Annotated in this window: 17 protein-coding genes and 2 pseudogenes; 10 read left to right on the top strand and 9 right to left on the bottom strand. The window is 68.8% G+C overall.

Annotated features, from left to right (window positions below; translation table 11 throughout):
* Window positions 1-278: metallopeptidase TldD-related protein (locus B2U11_RS08365; RefSeq protein WP_292071044.1), on the top strand; the 278-nt coding region annotated here is incomplete at its 5' end.
* Window positions 275-1,069, top strand: coding sequence for a 3'(2'),5'-bisphosphate nucleotidase CysQ (locus B2U11_RS08360; RefSeq protein WP_292071043.1), 795 nt, complete (start codon window positions 275-277; stop codon window positions 1,067-1,069). The genes B2U11_RS08365 and B2U11_RS08360, both read left to right, overlap by 4 nt.
* A gap of 253 nt (window positions 1,070-1,322) precedes the next feature.
* Here the strand turns inward: B2U11_RS08360 and B2U11_RS08355 are convergent, their stop codons facing one another.
* Both B2U11_RS08355 and B2U11_RS08350 read right to left on the bottom strand, forming a co-directional pair.
* Entirely contained in the window at window positions 1,323-1,670 is a 348-nt protein-coding gene (locus B2U11_RS08355) for an ArsC family reductase (RefSeq protein WP_292071042.1), read from the bottom strand.
* Between the two features lie 508 nt (window positions 1,671-2,178).
* Window positions 2,179-4,812, bottom strand: coding sequence for a TonB-dependent receptor domain-containing protein (locus B2U11_RS08350; RefSeq protein ID WP_292071041.1), 2,634 nt, complete (start codon window positions 4,810-4,812; stop codon window positions 2,179-2,181).
* 146 nt (window positions 4,813-4,958) lie between these two features.
* On the opposite strand from B2U11_RS08350, the gene B2U11_RS08345 reads away from it, so the two are divergent.
* From B2U11_RS08345 to B2U11_RS08330, 4 genes are all read left to right on the top strand, one after another.
* Complete coding sequence (locus B2U11_RS08345) at window positions 4,959-5,606, top strand: glutathione S-transferase family protein (RefSeq protein WP_292071040.1); 648 nt, start codon at window positions 4,959-4,961, stop codon at window positions 5,604-5,606.
* A 379-nt stretch (window positions 5,607-5,985) separates the two neighbouring features.
* Complete coding sequence (locus B2U11_RS08340; protein ID WP_292071039.1) at window positions 5,986-6,126, top strand: FKBP-type peptidyl-prolyl cis-trans isomerase; 141 nt, start codon at window positions 5,986-5,988, stop codon at window positions 6,124-6,126.
* An 84-nt stretch (window positions 6,127-6,210) separates the two neighbouring features.
* On the top strand, window positions 6,211-8,166 hold the full coding sequence (locus tag B2U11_RS08335; protein ID WP_292071038.1) for a M61 family metallopeptidase: 1,956 nt from the start codon (window positions 6,211-6,213) through the stop codon (window positions 8,164-8,166).
* A 67-nt stretch (window positions 8,167-8,233) separates the two neighbouring features.
* Complete coding sequence (locus B2U11_RS08330; protein WP_292071037.1) at window positions 8,234-10,207, top strand: M61 family metallopeptidase; 1,974 nt, start codon at window positions 8,234-8,236, stop codon at window positions 10,205-10,207.
* Between the two features lie 46 nt (window positions 10,208-10,253).
* On the opposite strand, the gene B2U11_RS08325 is transcribed toward B2U11_RS08330, so the two are convergent.
* Window positions 10,254-10,637, bottom strand: coding sequence for a DoxX family protein (locus B2U11_RS08325; RefSeq protein WP_292071036.1), 384 nt, complete (start codon window positions 10,635-10,637; stop codon window positions 10,254-10,256).
* Between the two features lie 86 nt (window positions 10,638-10,723).
* Window positions 10,724-11,422 (bottom strand): pirin family protein, encoded by a 699-nt coding sequence (locus tag B2U11_RS08320; protein WP_292071035.1) that lies wholly within the window; start codon window positions 11,420-11,422, stop codon window positions 10,724-10,726.
* A gap of 114 nt (window positions 11,423-11,536) precedes the next feature.
* On the opposite strand from B2U11_RS08320, the gene B2U11_RS08315 reads away from it, so the two are divergent.
* The gene (locus tag B2U11_RS08315; RefSeq protein ID WP_292071034.1) at window positions 11,537-12,463 is read left to right on the top strand and encodes a LysR family transcriptional regulator; all 927 of its coding nucleotides are present in this window, start codon (window positions 11,537-11,539) and stop codon (window positions 12,461-12,463) included.
* A gap of 3 nt (window positions 12,464-12,466) precedes the next feature.
* Here B2U11_RS08315 and B2U11_RS08310 read toward each other — a convergent pair whose 3' ends face one another.
* From B2U11_RS08310 to B2U11_RS08290, 5 genes and pseudogenes are all read right to left on the bottom strand, one after another.
* Window positions 12,467-12,775, bottom strand: a complete 309-nt coding sequence (locus B2U11_RS08310; protein WP_292071033.1) for a hemolysin — start codon at window positions 12,773-12,775, stop codon at window positions 12,467-12,469.
* A gap of 27 nt (window positions 12,776-12,802) precedes the next feature.
* Window positions 12,803-13,015, bottom strand: coding sequence for a hypothetical protein (locus B2U11_RS08305; RefSeq protein WP_292071032.1), 213 nt, complete (start codon window positions 13,013-13,015; stop codon window positions 12,803-12,805).
* Between the two features lie 113 nt (window positions 13,016-13,128).
* A complete protein-coding gene (locus B2U11_RS08300) occupies window positions 13,129-13,584 on the bottom strand; it encodes a DNA polymerase III subunit chi (protein WP_292071045.1) in 456 nt (151 codons plus the stop codon).
* Window positions 13,585-13,677: 93 nt separating this feature from the next.
* A pseudogene (locus tag B2U11_RS08295) lies at window positions 13,678-14,001 on the bottom strand (endonuclease domain-containing protein); the annotation flags it as partial.
* Between the two features lie 91 nt (window positions 14,002-14,092).
* Window positions 14,093-15,568, bottom strand: coding sequence for a leucyl aminopeptidase (locus tag B2U11_RS08290; protein ID WP_292071031.1), 1,476 nt, complete (start codon window positions 15,566-15,568; stop codon window positions 14,093-14,095).
* A 139-nt stretch (window positions 15,569-15,707) separates the two neighbouring features.
* On the opposite strand from B2U11_RS08290, the gene B2U11_RS08285 reads away from it, so the two are divergent.
* The 3 genes and pseudogenes from B2U11_RS08285 to B2U11_RS08275 all read left to right on the top strand — a co-directional run.
* Window positions 15,708-16,844, top strand: a complete 1,137-nt coding sequence (locus B2U11_RS08285; RefSeq protein WP_292071030.1) for an LptF/LptG family permease — start codon at window positions 15,708-15,710, stop codon at window positions 16,842-16,844.
* Window positions 16,841-17,980, top strand: coding sequence for an LPS export ABC transporter permease LptG (gene lptG, locus B2U11_RS08280; RefSeq protein WP_292071029.1), 1,140 nt, complete (start codon window positions 16,841-16,843; stop codon window positions 17,978-17,980). The genes B2U11_RS08285 and lptG overlap by 4 nt, the downstream gene beginning before the upstream one ends.
* Before the next feature lie 45 nt (window positions 17,981-18,025).
* A pseudogene (locus B2U11_RS08275) lies at window positions 18,026-18,385 on the top strand (LPS-assembly protein LptD); the annotation flags it as partial.

Raw genomic sequence — 18,385 nt, 5'->3', positions numbered from 1 at the left:
GCGATCTTGACGCCCTGATGGCGCAGGCCGGAACGGGCCTGCTGATCACCTCCATGTTCGGCCCCTCGCTGAACGGCAACACCGGCGACTGGTCGGCCGGGGTGTCGGGCTTCTGGTTCGAGGACGGCGAGATCGCCTATCCGGTCAGCGAGGTGACGGTGGCCGGCAAGCTGACGGACCTCTACCTGCGCATCCAGCGCGGCTCGGACCTGGAGTTCCGGGGCGCCTTCAACGTGCCCAGCCTGATGTTCGACGCGGTAGCCATCGCCGGCAAATGATCGACTTGGCCGCCGACCTCGAACTGATCCGCCAGGCGGCGATCGACGCCGGCGCGCTGGCTCTGGCCGAGCGCGAGGCGGGGCTGAAGATCGAGGCCAAGCCCGGCGGTTCGCCCGTCACCAGCGGCGACCTGAAGGTCGACGCCTTGTTGCGCGAGCGGTTGCTAGGCGCGCGGCCCGACTATGGCTGGCTGTCGGAGGAGACGGCGGATTCGCCGGATCGGATGTCCCGGCGGCGCATCTTCGTGGTCGATCCGATCGACGGCACCGTCGCCTATATGAAGCGGACGCCGTGGTGGTGCGTGCCGATCGCCGTGGTCGAGGACGGCGCGGTGGTCGCCGCCGTGATCCATGCGCCCGAGGTCGGCGAGACCTATGCGGCGACGCGAGGCGGCGGCGCGGCCCGTAACGGCCGGCCCATCGCGGCGTCCGATGTCGATGCGCTGGAAGACGCGTCCTTCCTGGGCGACGCGCGACTGATCGAGGGGCCGCACTGGGCCGAGCCCTGGCCGTCGGTGCGGTTCGAGAAGCGCAACGCCCTGGCTTATCGCATGGCCCTGGTGGCGGCCGGCGCCTTCGACGCGGCCATCGCGCTGACGCCCAAGTGGGACTGGGACGTGGCGGCCGGCAGCCTGATCGCCGAAGAAGCGGGCGCCGTGGTCAGCGATCACCACGGCCGCCCCTGGCGCTTCAACCGCCCCGACCCGCGCCAGGCCAGCCTGGTCTGCGCCGCCCCCGCGCTGCATCCGCAGATCGTGCGGCGATGCCGGGTCGTGCCGATGGGCGGGTGAGGCGTTAGCCGCCTGTTCAGGTCGTCATGACACCATCGACGGCATGACGAATTGGGATCGACTGATTGTATGGGGCGCCGCCGCGCCGGCGGTGCTGGGATTCGCCGCTGCGCTCGCCGTAACGCATGACCTGGTCATCGCGGGTCTGGTGGGGGTTGCGATGAGTCTGATCGCCGCGGCTCTTTCCCTGACCCCGCCGGTCCGGCGTGCAAGACTCCGCCTGCTGAGGCGCCGGTATCCACCAGAAGCCTGATTATCCCAGCGACGCCGCATAGGCGTCCAGCTTGAACCCCACCAGACGGCGATCGCCCAGGTCCAGCACGGGGCGTTTGATCATCGAGGGCTGGGCCAGCATGAGGGCGACGGCCTTGTCGCGATCCAGGTCGGCCTTGGCGGCGTCGGGCAGCTTCTTGAACGTCGTGCCGGCGCGGTTGAGCACCGTCTCCCAGCCGTGCTCGTCCACCCACTGCTCCAGCTTGGCGCGGTCGGCGCCAGCCTTCTTGTAGTCGTGGAAGACGTAATCCACGCCGTGCTGGTCCAGCCAGACGCGCGCCTTCTTGACGGTGTCGCAGTTGGGGATGCCGTATAGAACAAAAGCCATCGTAGGGTTCGCACTCGGAAAACCCGGCCGATCATCGACCGTATCGCGGCGTCAAGAAAGCGGATTTGCTCCTGCATGAGAAGCCGATGGATCATCGTCGCGGTCTTCAGCTTCGCCCTTCCATCGTGCTCGCAACGAGGGATCGACGGGCCGACACGGGAGTTCTCCGGCGTCTGGCTTTATGAGTTCGAAGGATCGACCTTCATTGAAGGCGCGCACGGTGTCCCTGCCGAGCCGCCGCGCTATGAAGAGGCGGATTGGCTAGAATGGGCCGATCAGCCTGAGCTCGAGGCTGTCGGGGAAAGATCTGGGTCAGACGGTTCGTGCCAGCCGGTGCAGCCGATCCGCCTCCGTTTCATCGGTTACCGGACCCGGTATCCGATGAGGGGCGCAGGCCATCTGGGTCTGTGGCGGTCTCAGGTGACGGTAAGCAAGACGATTTCCGCAAAGGCTCTGGGACCCCCGTTCTGCTACTCGCGGAGCCCTACCCCAGCAGCTCATGGCGTCATCAGAACCGCTTCGTCAGCCCCAGGCTGACCACTCGCCCGCGCGGGTCGGCGACGACGGGGTCGTAGCCGAGGGCGAACTGGGCCAGCGGCGGGTCCTCGTCGGTCAGGTTGACCACGCCCAGCGACAAATCCAGGTCGGCGCCAATCGTGCGGGTGTAGAGCAGGTCCATCGTGGTCTGTCTGGCGATCTTCGGATCGGTGATGCCGCTGCGGTCGTTGCGATAGCCCGAGGTGTAGTGGACCAGGGCCGTCAGGCTGTGGGCGGCGTTCACCCAGGACAGGGCGAACTCGCCGCGATCCTGCGGCAGGGAGCGGCCCAGGGTGTTCAGATTGGTCCAGCCCACGCCCGAGGTCGCGGCCGCGCCGGACGCCAGGCGGATGTCGTAGCGGTCCACATGGGTCCAGGTCGCGGACGCGCTGGCGGCGCCGCCCCACAGGTCGCGCGAATAGCGCGCCGACAGGTCCAGCCCTTGCGTCTCGATCGACGAGGCGTTGGTGAAATAGAGCTGCACGAAGGTCAGGGCGCCGGCGCCTGAGCGCGTGACGCGCTGCTGCGCTGGCGTGCCCGTCAGGCCGGCCGCATCGTCGGCGGCGGCCTGGTCGATGATCGCCTGGGCCGATTCCTTCACGACCAGGTTCGTATAGTCGAAGCGCCAGGCGTCGACGCCCAGTTCCAGCCCCGGCAAGGGCCGCCACAGGACGCCTAGGGTCAGGCTTTCGGACTCCTCCGGCTTCAGGTCGTTGTCGCCAGAGGTCAGGGTGTTGACGAAGACGAAGGCGCCCCGGTCGAACACCGACGGCTGGGCCGCCTGGGCGCCGGTCAGGGCGTAAACCGACGGCGCGCGATAACCCTGGCTCCACGAGGCGCGCAGGGCCAGGGCGTCGGTCGCGTCCCAGCGCACGGCGACCTTGGGGCTGATCTGGCCGTCGTCGCCGTCGTAGGATTCATAGCGCGCGGCCAGTTGCGCCTCGATGCGGTCGCCCAGGTGGACGCGGGCCTCGGCGAAGGCGGCCAGGGCCTCCTGCGCGCCGTCGAAGTCGGGCGAATAGCCGGCCGTCAGCAGGTCGCCGGCGTTCACCCGGTCGCTCCAGTCGTGACGGAAGGTGCTGCGCCGATATTGGGCGCCCAGGGCCAGGTCGATCGCGCCGCCGCCCCATGCCAGGGCCTGGCCGCCGGTCGAGGCGTCCAGGGTCGTCAGACCGGCCGCGCCGCGCAGGCCGGTGGAGCCGATCAGGCTGTCGATCAGATCGGCGTCATTGGTCGTACCCGTGCCCAGATACGCGCTGCCGAACGGGTTGAAATAGCGGCAGGCGCCGACGCCGGCCGTTCCCGTCGCCGGATCGCAACCGGGACCGCCGAGGCCGTTCAGGGCGTTCTGCAGCGCGCTGCCGATCACGTCGGGCTTGTCGTAGGCGACGTGCTGGCGGCTGGCGGTCGCCGACAGGTCCCAGGTCCAGCCGTTGGCGAAGTCCCCCGACAGGCCCCCGGCCAGACGCCAGGTCCGGTAGGCGAAGTCGGCGACAGAAGCGCCTGCCTCGGCACCCAGCAGACGACCCCGGAACAGCACGTCCTCGCCGAAGGGATTGTCGGGGTGCGAGGCGGGAACGGTCAGGCTTCGCGCCAGGATCGGCAGGGACGGCGACTGGCGCGCGACGGTCTCGGTCGAGGACCAGGCGCCTTGGAGCCAGAGATCGGCGCCGGCCATCGGACGACGATAGTCGGCGAACAGCTGGGTGCGCGTCTCTTCCGGCGTCAGGTCGAAGAAGTCGGAATAGTCCAGGCGGCAGAAGCTGTCGGTCGGGGTGTTGCGATAGGCGTCGTCGAAGGCGGCGTCGTCGCAGTCCGGGTCCGGCGAATAGCCTCCCTGGCTAGGGCGATAATAGGACCCCGGCTGGCCGTAGCTGGTCACGGCGGTCCAGGCGGCGCGACCGTAGGTTTTGGCCTGGGTGAAGTCGCGCTCGTCCGAGCCCAGGGCCGAACGGTGGAAATGCGAAGCCGCCAGCGTCAGGTCGCCGCCCGCCAGCGACAGGCCGCCGATGGCTTCGATGACCGTTTCTTCCGAACCGTCGGCGACGGCGTATTTGGCGCTGATCTCGGGGCGAGCCACGCCCTTGCGGGTGATGAAGTTGACCACGCCGGCCACGGCGTCTGAGCCATAGACGGCCGAGGCCCCGTCCTTGACCGCCTCGACCCGCTCCAGCGCGATCATCGGGACCAGAGAGTTGATGTCGACGAAGGCCGAACCGTCGGTGGCGACCACCGCGCTGTTGGTCCAGCGCTGGCCGTCGACCAGGACCAGGGTCGAACCCAGGCCGAGATTGCGCAGGTTGAACTGGGCCGTGCCCGAGCTTTGCGGCTGGTTCAACTGGTCGACCTGGGCTTCCGACCCCGAGTTGGCGGTCAGCAGGCGGACCAGTTGCGAAGCGTCGGACACGCCGGCGGCGGCGAAGGTCCGGCGGTCCACCACATCGACGGGCGCCAGGCGATCGCCGCCGGCGATGCGCGAGCCGGTGACCACCACCTCGTCCAGGGCCGTGGGGGCGCTCTGGGCCCAGGCGGCCGGAGCCACGAGGCAGGCCGCCGCGATGCAAGCTGGGGCCGCGGTCGCCGTCAGAGCCAGGCGTCGAGTCATGAAATCCTCCCGTCGAAGTCGGACGCGGCTTCTAGACAGGCTTTGCCATTTGCGAAAGTGCAAAGAGTCGATTTTGCAAATCCACCGCACTTGACGATAGGACGACGCCATTTCATGGTTATGTTTCATAACCATCGAGATCCGCGATGAAACTCTACGCCCATCCCTTCTCGTCCTACTGCCAGAAGGCGATCGTGGCCTTCTATGAGGCGGATACGTCGTTCGAAATGCGTCACCTCGAGGAACCGGGCGTCGGGGAGGAGTTGGCGGCGCTGTGGCCGCTGAAGCGATTTCCGGTGCTGCAAGACCGTGACACGACCATCGTCGAGGCCACGGCCATCATCGAATATCTGGCGGCGACGCGGCCTGAGGCGGCGTGGCTGGTTCCGGCTGATCCTGTCGCCGCCGTCGAGGTGCGGATGATGGATCGGATCTTCGACAACTACGTCAACGGCCCGCAGCAGGCCTTCATCTACGACGCCCTACGTCCGGAGGATCAGCGCCACCCTCCGAGCGTGGCGGAGGCGGCGGCGACGTTTGACAATATCTATCCGTGGCTGGACGAGCGGATGCAGGGCCGCGAATGGGCGACCGATCACGGCTTCTCCCTGGCCGACTGCGGAGCCGGGCCGGCGCTGTTCTACGCCGACTGGACCTATCCGATCCCCGAGCGGTTCGAGGCGCTGAGGGCTTATCGCGCGCGGCTCCTGGCGCGGCCGGCGATGGCCCGGGCGGTGGAGGAAGCGCGCCCGTATCGAAGCTACTTTCCGCTGGGCGCGCCCGACCGCGACTGAGCAGGTGAGAACGGGCGACGGACCTGCTAAGCCTTGGCTATGACCCTGCGATTCTTGGCCCTGAGCGCCTCCGCCCTGATCGTCGCCGCCTGCGCGCACACGCCCGTCAGCTACGAGGAGACGTCGCTGGCCGCCGCGCGCGCGGCCGACAACGTGGCGACGCCGGGCACGCAGGAAGGCTGGGACGCGGGCAACCGCGCCTATCTGGCCTGGAACGGCGCGCGGCGCGGCTGGACCACCACCGAAAGCGGTCTGCAATACCGCCGCGTCGGCAAGGCCCATCCAGGCGCGCCGCAACCCGTCGCGACCGACACGGTCAAGGTCCACTATCGCGGNNCTGAACCGGGTCATCAAGGGCTGGACCGAGGGGGTCGCGCTGATGCACGTCGGCGAGACGTTCGAGTTCGTGATCCCGTCCGACCTGGCCTATGGCTCGCGCTGGGTGGGCGGCGGCGAACTGCCGCCGAACTCGACCCTGCGCTTCACGGTCGAGCTGCTCGAGGTCAATCCGGCCGCCTGATCGCGGACTTGGCCGTGCGGGCTTGACGGCGGCGGGGGTGCGGCGGACTGTCGCGCCCTTCGCGTCAGCCTTCACGAGTATCCGATGTCCCGATCCCGCCTGAGCGCCGCTGGCCTCGCCGTCCTTCTGCTCTCCTCGACCGCGCCGGCCGCCCTGGCGCAGGCCGGACCGGGCGCCGCGGCGCCGGCCCTGCCGATCAGCCTGCCGCCGATCCCGGCGGTGCGGGACGTCGCCTATCCGGGGGTGATCCGGCTGGATGTCGACGCCACCAACCTGAGCCAGCACATCTTCGACGTGACCGAGACGATCCCGGTCGCCGCTCCCGGACCGATGACGCTGTTCTTCCCTGAATGGTTGCCGGGCAACCACGGACCTGTGGGGCCGATCGCCCAGCTGGCGGGGCTGGAGATCACGGCGAACGGCCAACGGGTGGAGTGGGTGCGCGACACCCTGCATCCCTTCGCCTTCCACATCGACGTGCCGGCCGGCGCGACCGAGATCGTGGCGCGGATGCAGCACCTGTCGCCCACGACCGGGAACCAGGGGCGCATCACGATGACGCCCGAGATGCTGAACATCCAGTGGGAGAAGATGCTGCTGTATCCGGCCGGTCACTGGTCGCGGAACATCACACTGCACCCCAGCGTCAAGCTGCCGACCGGCTGGGCGTTCGGCACGGCGCTGGAGCCCGAGACCAAGGCGGCCGACGTCCAGACCTTCAAGCCGGTGAACCTGGAGGTGCTGATCGACAGCCCGGTCTTCGCCGGCGTCCACTATCGTCAGATCGACCTGGATCCAGGCGGCCGCTCGCCGGTGCGGGCCAACTTCGTCGCCGACAAGGCCGCCAGCCTGGAGGCCACCGACGAGCAGATCCAGACCCTGCGGAACCTGGTGACGCAGATGGACCGGCTGTACGGCGCGCGCCACTTCGATCACTACGACTTCCTGATCGCCATGACCGACAAGCTGGGCGGCATCGGGCTGGAACACCACCGCAGTTCCGAGAACTCCGTTGACCCGGAGTTCTTCACTGGCTGGGACACGCATCTGGGCGACCGGGACCTGCTGTCGCACGAGATGAACCACTCTTGGGACGGCAAGTGGCGCCGGCCCGCCGACCAGTATGTGCCCAATTTCAACACGCCGCTGCAGAACAGTCTGCTATGGGTCTATGAGGGCCAGACGCAATACTACGGCCAGGTGATCGCCGCGCGCTCGGGCCTGCTGAGCAAGCAGCAGGCGATGGACAGCCTGGCGATGACGGCGGCGGCCTACGACACCCGCGTCGGGCGCGAATGGCGGGCCATGCAGGACACCACCAACGACCCGATCATCAGCCAGCGCCAACCCAAGGGCTGGCTGAGCTGGCAGCGGGACGAGGACTACTATTCGGAAGGCCAGCTGATCTGGCTGGACGTGGACACGACGATCCGGGAGCGGACCAACGGCAGGAAGTCGCTGGATGATTTCGCCAAGGCCTTCTACGGGATCGAGGACGGCAGCTATGACCCGAAGCCCTATACCTTCGACGACGTGGTCGCCGCGCTGAACGGCGTGGTCGCCAACGACTGGGCGACCTTCCTGAGGACCCGGCTGGACGGGCACGGGCCCGGCGCGCCGCTGGACGGCCTGGTGCGGGGCGGCTGGCGGCTGACCTATGCCGAGGCGCCCAGCGACTACCAGAAGACGCTGTACAAGGAGCTGAAGCGCAACGACTTCACCTATTCGCTGGGCTTCCAGACGGGGGAGTCGAACAACATCCGCAGCGTCCAGTGGGGCAGCCCGGCCTTCAAGGCGGGGCTGGCCGTCGGCATGGAGATCGTGGCGGTCAACGGCCGCGCCGCCGATGCGGACGGCATCGCCGAGGCGATCACCGCCGCCAAGGATCCGGCGACGCCGGTGGAGATGATCGTCAAGGACGGCGACCAGTATCGCACCATCCGCTTCGACTACCACGATGGCCTTCGCTATCCGCGGCTGGAGCGGATCGAGGGGACGCCGGACCGGCTGGGCGACATTCTGACGCCGCGTCGGCGCTGACCGCGGGTTGACGAAGGGGAGGCGCGCGGTCGAGGTTGCGCCTCCCCTCTTCAGCCCGGATGCCTCGATGTCGCGTACACGCCTGACCGCCGCCTGCCTGGCCGCCCTGCTCTGCGGCGCCGCCGCTCCGGTCCTGGCGCAGGACTTCCGCTCCACGCCTGTCGTGACCGATCCCCGCCAGGCCGCCCTGGCCCTGCCCCGGTCGCAGCCGACGATCCCGGCGCCGCAGGACCGGCCCTATCCCGGCGTGATCCAGTACCGCGCCGACGTCAGCGACCTGGACCGGCGCATCGTCCAGGTGGAGCAGACCATTCCCGTCGCCCAGGCCGGGCCGCTGACGCTGCTCTATCCGAAATATCTGCCGGGCAACCATGCGGCGACCGGGCCGATCCAGCTGCTGTCGGGGCTGACGGTGACGGCGAACGGCCAGCGGATCGAATGGGTGCGCGACACCCTGGACCCGTGGACGTTCCATCTCGACATTCCGGCGGGCGTCGAGGCCATCGAGGTGCGGTTCCAATGGCTGACCCAGCCACCAGGACAATGGCGCGTGACCCAGGCGCCGTCGATGCTGAACCTGCAGTGGGAGAAGGCGATCCTGTATCCGGCCGGCTATTTCGCCAGCCGCATCGCCGTGGCCCCCTCCGTGCGGTTGCCCGCCGGCTGGGCCCAGGCCTCGGCCCTGCCGGCCACGCCGGGTGAGGACGGCTGGGTGCGGTTCGCTGAGACCGACCTCTACACCCTGATCGACAGCCCCCTGTTCGCCGGGGCGCATCACAGGCGGATCGACATCGACCCCGCCGGCGACCGCGTCTGGCTGAACCTGTTCGGCGACGAGGCCAAGAGCATCCAGCCCAGCGCCGAGCAGCTGGGCCTGTATGAAAACATGGTGACCCAAGCCGACCGCCTGTTCGGCGCGCGCCATTTCGACACCTACGAATTCCTGTTCGGCCTGACCGACCAGATGGGCGGCATCGGGCTGGAGCATCACCGCAGTTCCGAGAACACCTCGGCGCCGGACTTCTTCAGCGCCTGGAACAAGAGCGCCGGCGACCGCGCCCTGCTGCCGCACGAATACACCCACTCGTGGAACGGCAAGTTCATGCGGCCGGCCGACGAGTTGACCGCCAACCACAACGTTCCGACCCAGAACACCCTGCTGTGGGTCTATGAAGGACAGACGGAATACTGGGGAGACGTGCTGGCGGCGCGATCGGGCCTGCATTCGCTCGACGAGGCGCGCATCGCCCTGGCGACCATCGCCGCCTTCTACGCCAACCAGCCGGGCCGCGAATGGCGGCCGCTGCAGGACGTGAACAACCACAATCTGCTGGGCTACCGCGTGCCGGGCCAATGGACGTCGTGGATGCGGGGCACCGGCGACTATTATCGCGAGAGCCTGCTGATCTGGCTCGACGCCGACACCCTGATCCGCGAGGCGACGAACAATCGCCGCTCGCTGGACGATTTCGCCAAGCGCTTCTTCGGCCATGACGACGGCTCATGGACGCCGCAGGGCTATACCTTCCAGGACGTGGTCGCCGCGCTAAACGCGGTGCATCCCTATGACTGGGCCGGCTTCCTTCGCCAGCGGCTGGACGCGGCGGGGCCGGAGGCGACCGCGCCGCTGGCCGGGATCGAACGGGCCGGCTATCGCCTGACCTATGTCGACGACCTGACGGCCACGGAGAAGGCTGTTCAGAGCGGCTGGGCCAACGACTTCCAGTATTCGCTGGGCTTCACCCTGTCGGGCGACAGGATCAACGCCGTGCGGTGGGGAAGCCCGGCCTTCGACCACGGGATCGGGGCGGGCTGGACGCTGGTTGCGGTGAACGGCCAGGCGGGGTCGGCCGAGGCCCTGCGCGACGCGGTGACGGCGGCCAAGGGGACGGACGCGCCGATCGAGCTGCTGGTCAAGACGGGGGATCGCTTCCGCACCGTCGCCTTCGACTACCACGACGGCCTGCGCTATCCGCGCCTGGAGCGGATCGAAGGGACGCGCGACCGACTGGCGGACATCTTCGCGCCCAGACGGCGATAGCCGCAAACGCCTCCCCTCGCCGGCGGCGAAGGGAGGCGCGGGAAGCTCAGCGCTTGTCCAGGCTCCAGGCGCCGGGGCCGGCGGCGGAGATGTAGAGGAAGATGAAGCAGAACAGGATGGCCGCGTCCCCGCCGTTCACCGCCGGATAGGGGCTGGAAGGGAAGTGGAACATCCAGTAGGCGACCGCCATCTGGCCGGACGCGATGAAGGCGGCCGGGCGGGTGAACAGGCCCAGGATAAGAAGGGCGCCGGTGACCAGTTCGATGATGGCGCCGACGCCGAACAGCGAGGCGATCTCGACCTCGCCGGGCTGGGCGCCCTCAGGAAAGCCAAACAGTTTGACGACCCCGTGGGCCAGGAACAGCAGGCCCGCGACGATGCGCAGGGCCGCCAGGGCGCGCGGCGACCAGGCGCCGAGTGATTTCGCCATCTCGAATGTCTCCTTCCCGTTCAGCGGGCGCCCGAACGGGTTCGCCCGGTCAAGCCAAGCTTGACCGGGGAGGTTGATCCCAAAACTCAGGCCGCGTCCACCAGGACGATCTCGGCGTCCGAGAGCGCCTTGACGGTGACGACGTCCTCCTGGGCGATGGCGGCGCCGTCGCGGGCGTTCAGACGCACGCCGTTGACCTCGACCTCGCCCTTGGCGGGCACCAGATAGGCCCGCCGCGCGGCCCCCAGCGGATACTCGGCCGTGTCGCCGGCGTTCAGCGTGGCGGCCACGACCCGCGCGTCGGTGCGGATCGGCAGGGCGTCGGCGTCGCCGTCGAAGCCCGAGGCCAGGACCACGAACTGGCCCGCCCGGTCGCCCTTGGGGAAGGGCTTGGAGCCCCAGCTGGGCTTTTCGCCGCGCCTGGTCGGTTCGATCCAGATCTGGAAGATGCGGGTCAGGTCGGGCTCGGCGTTGTACTCGGCGTGGCGAATGCCGGCGCCGGCGCTCATGACCTGGACGTCGCCGGCCACGGTGCGGCCCTTGTTGCCCAGGCTGTCCTCGTGGGTGATGGCCCCGTCGCGGACATAGGTGATGATCTCCATGTCGGCGTGGGGATGCGGGGGAAAGCCCGTGCCGGCGGCGATCTCGTCGTCGTTCCAGACACGCAGGGCGCCCCAGCTCATCCGCTTGGGATCGTAGTAGTTCGCGAAGGAGAAGTGGTGTTTGGCGTTCAACCAGCCGTGGTCGGCGCCGCCCAGGCCTTCGAAGGGTCTGCGTTCGATCATGGTTCAAGTCCTCCGCGCCGGACCGTTCCGGCGCTGTTGCTTGACGCCAAGATAGAGATCGGCGACCGATCAGAAATAGAAACGGCTGAAACTCATCGTTTCCCCGGAGAAGCCATGTCCCGCCTGCCCGACCTGGAAGCTCTGGCCATCTTCGCGAGGGTGGCGGAAACGCAGTCCTTTTCCGGCGCGGCCGAGACGCTGGGCCTGTCGAAGGCGACGGTGTCCAAGGCGGTGACCCGGCTGGAGCAGCAGTTGAAGACGACCCTGCTGCACCGCACCTCGCGCCGCTTCGCCCTGACCGACGCGGGGCGAACGCTGGCGGCCCGGGCGGCGCATATGCTGGCCGAAGCGGAAGGGGCGGTCAGCGAGGCCCTGGACATGTCGGTGACGCCACGCGGCCTGGTGCGGCTGGCGGCGCCGATGTCGTTCGGCATGGGTTATGTCGCGCCGGCCCTGCCCGAGTTCCTGGCGCGGCATCCGGACGTCTCGGTCGACCTGCACCTGTCGGACGAGGTGATAGACCTGGTCGGCGGCGGCTTCGACTGCGCGCTGAGGATCGCCGCCCTGGCGGATTCCTCGCTGACGGCCCGCCGGCTGCGGCCGGTGGAGCGGTTCGTGGTGGCCTCGCCCGACTATCTGGCCCAGCGCGGGCGGCCGACGCATCCGGACGACCTGAAGCGTCACGCCTGCCTGGGCTATGCCTATATGCCGACGCCGGACGTGTGGCGGTTCGTCAACGACGCGGGCGAAGAAGTCGCGGTGCGCCCGGCCGGGCCGCTGCGGGCCAACAACTCCGACGCCCTGCTGCCGTCTCTGTGCGCCGGGCTGGGCCTAAGTCCCCTGCCCGACTTCATCTGCTGGAAGGACGTGGCCGAGGGTCGTCTGGAGCCTGTGATGACCGACTGGCGCCTGCCGCCGATCGCTCTGCATCTGGTCGCGCCCAGCAGCGGGCCGCGCCCGGCACGGGTCACGGCCCTGATGGACTTTCTGGGCAAACGGTTCAGCGGGCCGCTGTGGCCCGGCGACACGGCCGGCCGCTGAGGATCAGCCGCACTTCACCTCGCGGACGACGCCGGTGGATTCCTCATAGACGAAGTTCACCCGGTTCTCGCGATAGTCCATCGTGGCCGCGCAGGTGGTGCACAGGACGCGGAAGGTCTGGCCGGCCGGCGCCGCCGGGATGGCCGAGCGGTTCTGGCCGACGTAGCGCTGATAGTCCTCGACCTTGCACGGCTTGAAGGCGGTCTGGTCGCCGGGGCCGGGCATGGGGTCGGCGCCCTCCACCGGAGCGCAGGCAGACAGGCCCAGCACGCCGGCGCTCAGCAGGGACGTCAGTATGAATGCGGTCTTCATGGTCGTTTCCTCTCCTCGGGCGCAGCGTCAGCCGCACCGCACCTGTTCGATGATCCCGGTCTGCCGATCATAGAAGATGTTGAGCCGATAGGCCGAGAACTCCTCGGTGATGGCGCATTCCGTGCAGGTGACGCGACGGTTCACCACATCCACCGGAACGGGGATTTCGGTGCGCGGTTTCCCGACCAGATATTGCATCTCTCCGGCCTTGCAGAGATCGGCGGTCGGGGCGGTCGGCATCCGGGTCCCGACGGGCGGAGTCAGTTGCGCCCGCTCCACCGCGCGCGGGGCGGCTTCGTCGGCGGCGGGAGTCGAGGAGCAGGCGGCCAGCAGGGCGGCGCCCGCCAGAACGATCAGGCCGCCTTTTCCCAGCGCCCCTCGTCGGTCTGACGCCAGTAGGCCAGTGTCGCGCCCTGATCCTTCAGCGTCTTCCAGCGGCCGCGGGCGTGCTGCAGCGCCGATTCGTCCCGACCGTCGAAAATGATGAAGCATCGTTCGAACCCTTCCGTGGCGCCCAGTTCTGCATCGTCGAGAATGAACAGCGCCTGAGCGCCGTTCAGGTTCTCGCCCGTGTCGCTCAACAGCACCGGCTGGCGCGCGTCGTGCGGTCCCCCGGCCTGTCCATGAGGCAGAAAACTGTCTTCGCGATAGGTCCAAAGCGACTCGTCGACCGCTTCCAGCCGGGTCGGGCCGGCCTTGACCAGCGCCCGCCAGCCCCGCTCGAGCGTCTTCTCGAGCAGGGTCGGCAGCACCTGATCCAGCGACGAGCGCTCCAGGTGGTAGAACCAGATTTCGGGGTTGGCCGTCACGCCCTTCCCCCCTCGCGGGGGAAGGTGGCCCGCGTCAGCGGGACGGATGGGGGGCGCCTCCCAGCCTTTCCGTCGAGCCGCCGCGCGCACCGCGTCCAGCACGATGTTCGGATTGCGCGCTGCCGCCTCATTCTCGAACCTGAGAACCTCAAAGCCCTGTTCTCCCAGCCAGGCGTCACGCGCGGCGTCGCGCTCTTCTCGCAGGCGATGGACGCCGCCGTCCAGTTCGATCACCAGCTTCAGCGCGTGGCAACAGAAGTCGGCGACATAGGGACCCAATGGGACCTGACGACGGAACCGCAGGCCTTCCAGCTGGCGGCCCCGCAGCAGGCGCCACATGGCGCGCTCGCTGAGCGTCTGCGCCTTGCGAAGATCGCGGGCCAGGGCGTGAGCGCGGTCGTGATGATGGATGGCCACAGTGCGATGCTATCCCGGTCGAAACCGGGATACACCCCCCATCCGACCTCGCTCCGCTCGGCCACCTTCCCCCGCAAGGGGGGTAGGATTTTCAGGCCTCGTACTTGTCGGCCACCATGCGGTCCAGGGTGCGGACGGCGAAGCCGACGCCGCCTTCGGGCACGGTCGGGCTGGGGCTCTTGTTGGCCCAGGCGGTGGGGGCGATGTCCAGATGCGCCCACGGCACGCCGTTGGTGAACTTCTGCAGGAACAGGGCGGCGGTGATGGAGCCGCCGGCGCGGCCATTGCCCATGTTCTTCAGGTCCGCGATCTTGGACTCGATGTGCTGGTTGTAGCGATCCGGGATCGGCATCCGCCAGAAGTTCTCGCCCACCTTTTCCGAGGCGGCCAGGATGTTATCCGACACTTCGTCCGAGTTCGAGAAGATGCCCGCATAGTCGAGGCCCAGCGCCACGATCATGGCGCCGGTCAGGGTGGCCAGGTCGATCATGAACTTCGGCTTGAAGCGGCCTTGCGTGTACCAGAGGGCGTCGGCCAGCACGAGGCGGCCTTCGGCGTCGGTGTTGATGACCTCGATGGTCTGACCCGACATCGACGTCACCACGTCGCCCGGACGCTGGGCGTTTCCGTCGGGCATGTTCTCGACCAGACCCAACACGCCGACGGCGTTGACCTTGGCCTTGCGGCCGGCCAGGGCCATCATGGTCCCCGCGACGGCGGCGGCGCCGCCCATGTCCCACTTCATGTCCTCCATGCCCTCGGCGGGCTTGATGGAGATGCCGCCGGTGTCGAAGCACACGCCCTTGCCGACGAAGGCGATCGGCTGGTCGCCCGCCGCGCCGCCGTTCCACTGGATCACGGCCAGCTGGCTTTCGCGGCGGCTGCCCTGGCCGACGGCGAGCAGGGTGTTCATGCCCAGCTTCTCCATCTCGGCCTCGCCCAGGATCTCGACCTTCAGGCCCAGGCGCTCCATCTCCTTCACCCGACGGGCGAACTCGGCCGGATAGAGGACGTTGGCCGGTTCCGAGACCAGGTCGCGGGCGAACATCACGGCGTCGGCGACGGGCGAAAGCGCCTCATAGGCGGCGTCGGCGGCGCGGATGTCGGAGGTGACGACGCGGACGGCCTTGATGGAGGGCTTCTTGTCCGCCTTTTCGGTGGTCCGGTACTTGTCGAAGCGATAGGCGGCCAGGCTGGCGGCGAACGCGGCGCGGGCGGCCTGTTCGGGCGTCAGAGCGGACGCATCCAGGGTCAGGACCTCGGCGCCGGACATCTTGGCCGCGGCGTAGGCGTTGGCGCCGAAGGCCTCGACCGCCAGGTCGTCCAGCTTGTCCGCGGCGCCGGCGCCGACCAGCAGGACGCTGTCGGCCTCCACGCCCGCAGGCGCCGCGACGGCCAGGGTCTGACCGGACTTGCCGGTCATGCGGCTCTTGGAGAGGGCCTTGGTCAGGGCGCCGCCGGCCGCCTGGTCCAGTCCGGGCGCCGCCCCCGCCAGCACGCGGTCCTCATGGACCGGAACGGCCAGGATTTCGGCGGAACCGGCGGCGGCGGCGAATTCGATCTTCATGCGGCAACTCCAGCCAGGCCCCACCCGGCGTCAGCTTGAAAAAACACAATGGCGCGTCCGCTTGTCGCCGACGCGCCCCGATGTGCTACTAGATGCGCCTCAATATCGCCGCCTGCAACCGGGCGAAGTCCAGCCGCCCATGACTCTGATTCAGCGCTACCTTTTCCGACAGATTTCCCTGCCCGTGGTGGCGGCGTGCGCCGCGCTGGCTGGCATCGGCGTGCTAAGCCAGAGCCTGGACCAACTGGAGGTCATCGTCGAACGCGGCCAGAGCGTGTGGGTGATGGTGAAGCTGACGCTGCTGGCCCTGCCGCAACTGCTGGCGGTGATCCTGCCGATCGGCCTGTTCATCGGCGCCCTGATCGCCCTGACCCGTCTCCAGCGCGAGCAGGAGATGACCGCGGCCTTCGCAGGCGGCATGACGCGCTGGCAGGTGATCGCGCCCGCGGCCCGGCTGGCCCTCTTGGGCGCCATCCTGGCGCTGTTCATCAACCTGTTCATGCTGCCGTGGGCGCAGCACGAGGTGCGCCGACAGGCCTTCGCCATCCGCACCGATCTGGCCGCCCTGTTGGTCGAGGAGGGCCAGTTCGTCCAGGGGCCTAACGGCCTGACCGTCTATGTCCAGCAGATCGAGCAGAGCGGCCTGCTGGTGAACCTGTTCGTCTATCTGGTGGACGGCGACGAGGTGACGACCTGGAACGCCGGCGAGGCCCGGTTCGGCCGCGACGCGACCGGCCAGCCGATCCTGACGATGATCGACGGCTCGGCCCAGCGCTACTCGTCCAACGGCGTGCTGGAGACCCTGTCGTTCCAGCGCTACGACTTCTCCCTGGCGCCGTTCGCCGACGTGGCCGAGACCATTCGCTACAAGCCCTCCGACCTCTATCTGCGCCAGTTGCTGAACCCGTCGCCGCGCGTGCTGGAAAGCGCAGGATCGCGTGGCGAGCTGCTGGCGGAGGCGCATTCCCGGCTGTCGTCGCCGCTGTATGTGCTGGTCGCCATGGCCATGGCGCTGGCGGCGATCCTGGGCGGCGCCTTCAGCCGCAGCGGTTACAGTTGGCGCATCGCCAAGGCTGCGGGCTTCTTCCTGCTGGCCCGGGTGATCGGCTATGGCCTGGTGGCCGCCAGCGCCTGGAACGGATGGATGAACGTGCTGCAGTACGTGGCGCCGCTGGTCGCCCTGGGCATCGCCATGAGAGTGCTGTTCCGCGCGTTGAAACCACGCCGCAGCCGGCTTCAACCCGTCGTCCGCCGCCTGAAGGCGAGGTTCGCATGACCCTGGCCCTGCCCTCCCTGTCCGCGGCGCGCCGACTGCCGCGCATCGGCCGCATCGAACGCTATGTGCTGATCCAGCAGCTTCGCTCGCTGGCCACGGCGTTGGCTGTGATTTCGGCGCTGGTGATGCTGATCGACTTCGTCGAGGTGTCGCGCGGCGTCGGCTCCAACCAGGATTTGTCGGCGCTGCGCATCCTCGGACTGGTGGCGATCAAGTCGCCGGCGGTGATCGTGCAGTTGTTCCCCTTCGTCTTCCTGTTCGGGACGCTGGGCGCCTACATCGGCCTGAACCGGCGCAGCGAACTGATCGCCATGCGCGCGGCGGGGGTTTCGGCGTGGCGCTTCGTGCTGCCCTCAGCCGGGATGGCCTTCCTGCTCGGCGTGCTGACCGTGACGGTCCTGGGGCCGATGGCCTCTGCGGGGGACGCCATGTGGCAGCGCGAGCGCGCCCCTATCTCCGGCACGGCGCCGGGCGCGGGACCGCCGGAGGCCATCTGGCTGCGCGAAGGCGACGACCAGCGCCAGATGATCATCCGCGCCGGTCGCCAGGACCGGACCAACGCCCGCCTGCTGGACGTCACCTTCTTCATCTACACGACCCAGCCCGGCGGCGGCCGCACCTTCTCGGAACGGATCGACGCCCAGTCGGCCGCCCTCAGCGCGGGCCGCTGGCGGCTGCAGGATGCGACCGGCGCCACCGTCGGACAGCGGGCGGTGACCTATTCGACGCTGGACCTGCCCTCCAGCCTGGCCGACGAGGAGGCGTTCGAGCGGTTCGCCCGACCGCAGTCGACGCCTTTCTGGTCCCTGCCCAACCAGATCCAGCGCATCGAGAACGCGGGGTTCAGCTCCACCGCCTATCGTCTGCGCTTCCAGCAGTTGCTGGCCACGCCGCTGGTGTTCGCGGCCATGTCGATCCTGGCAGCGGCGTTCTCGCTGCGGCTGATGCGGCTGGGCGACATGGCGCGAATGAGCGTGGCGGCGGTGGTGCTTGGATTCGCCTTCTTCTTCCTGAACCAGTTTTCGGCGGCGATGGGCTCGGCCGAGGTGGCGCCGGCCTTCGTGGCCGCCTGGCTGCCGCCGATCCTGACGGCGCTCGCCGCCTTCACCTTGCTGTTCTATACCGAAGACGGCTAAGCGGACCGCCCGCTCCTCCAACAGGCTCCCAACCACGGATGGCATATGCAGGGTGATCGCCGCGAGCGCCGCTCGAATGTCCTGAGGCACCGGCTGCTGGCCGGCGCGGCCTTGATCGCCTGCGCGCCTCTGGCCACGCCTGTGCTGGCGCAGGCGCAGCCGGGCGCGCCGCCATCCGCGCCGGCGGCGGACGGCCTGACGCCCGACGCTGTTTATGTCGAGGCCGAGAGCGCCCGGCGCGAGGGCGATGTGGTCACCGCCCAGGGCGGACCGGACGACCGCGTCTATCTGCGCACCCGCGGCCACACCCTGCGCGGGGAGAGCGTTTCCTACGATCTGGCGGCCGGCACGGCCGCGGCCCAGGGCCAGGTGGAGGCGACCGCGCCGGACGGCACCGTGGTCCAC

The sequence above is a fragment of the Brevundimonas sp. UBA7534 genome (genome assembly GCF_002479325.1).
Lineage (GTDB): Bacteria > Pseudomonadota > Alphaproteobacteria > Caulobacterales > Caulobacteraceae > Brevundimonas.
This window is presented reverse-complemented; position numbering and strand designations above follow the sequence as displayed.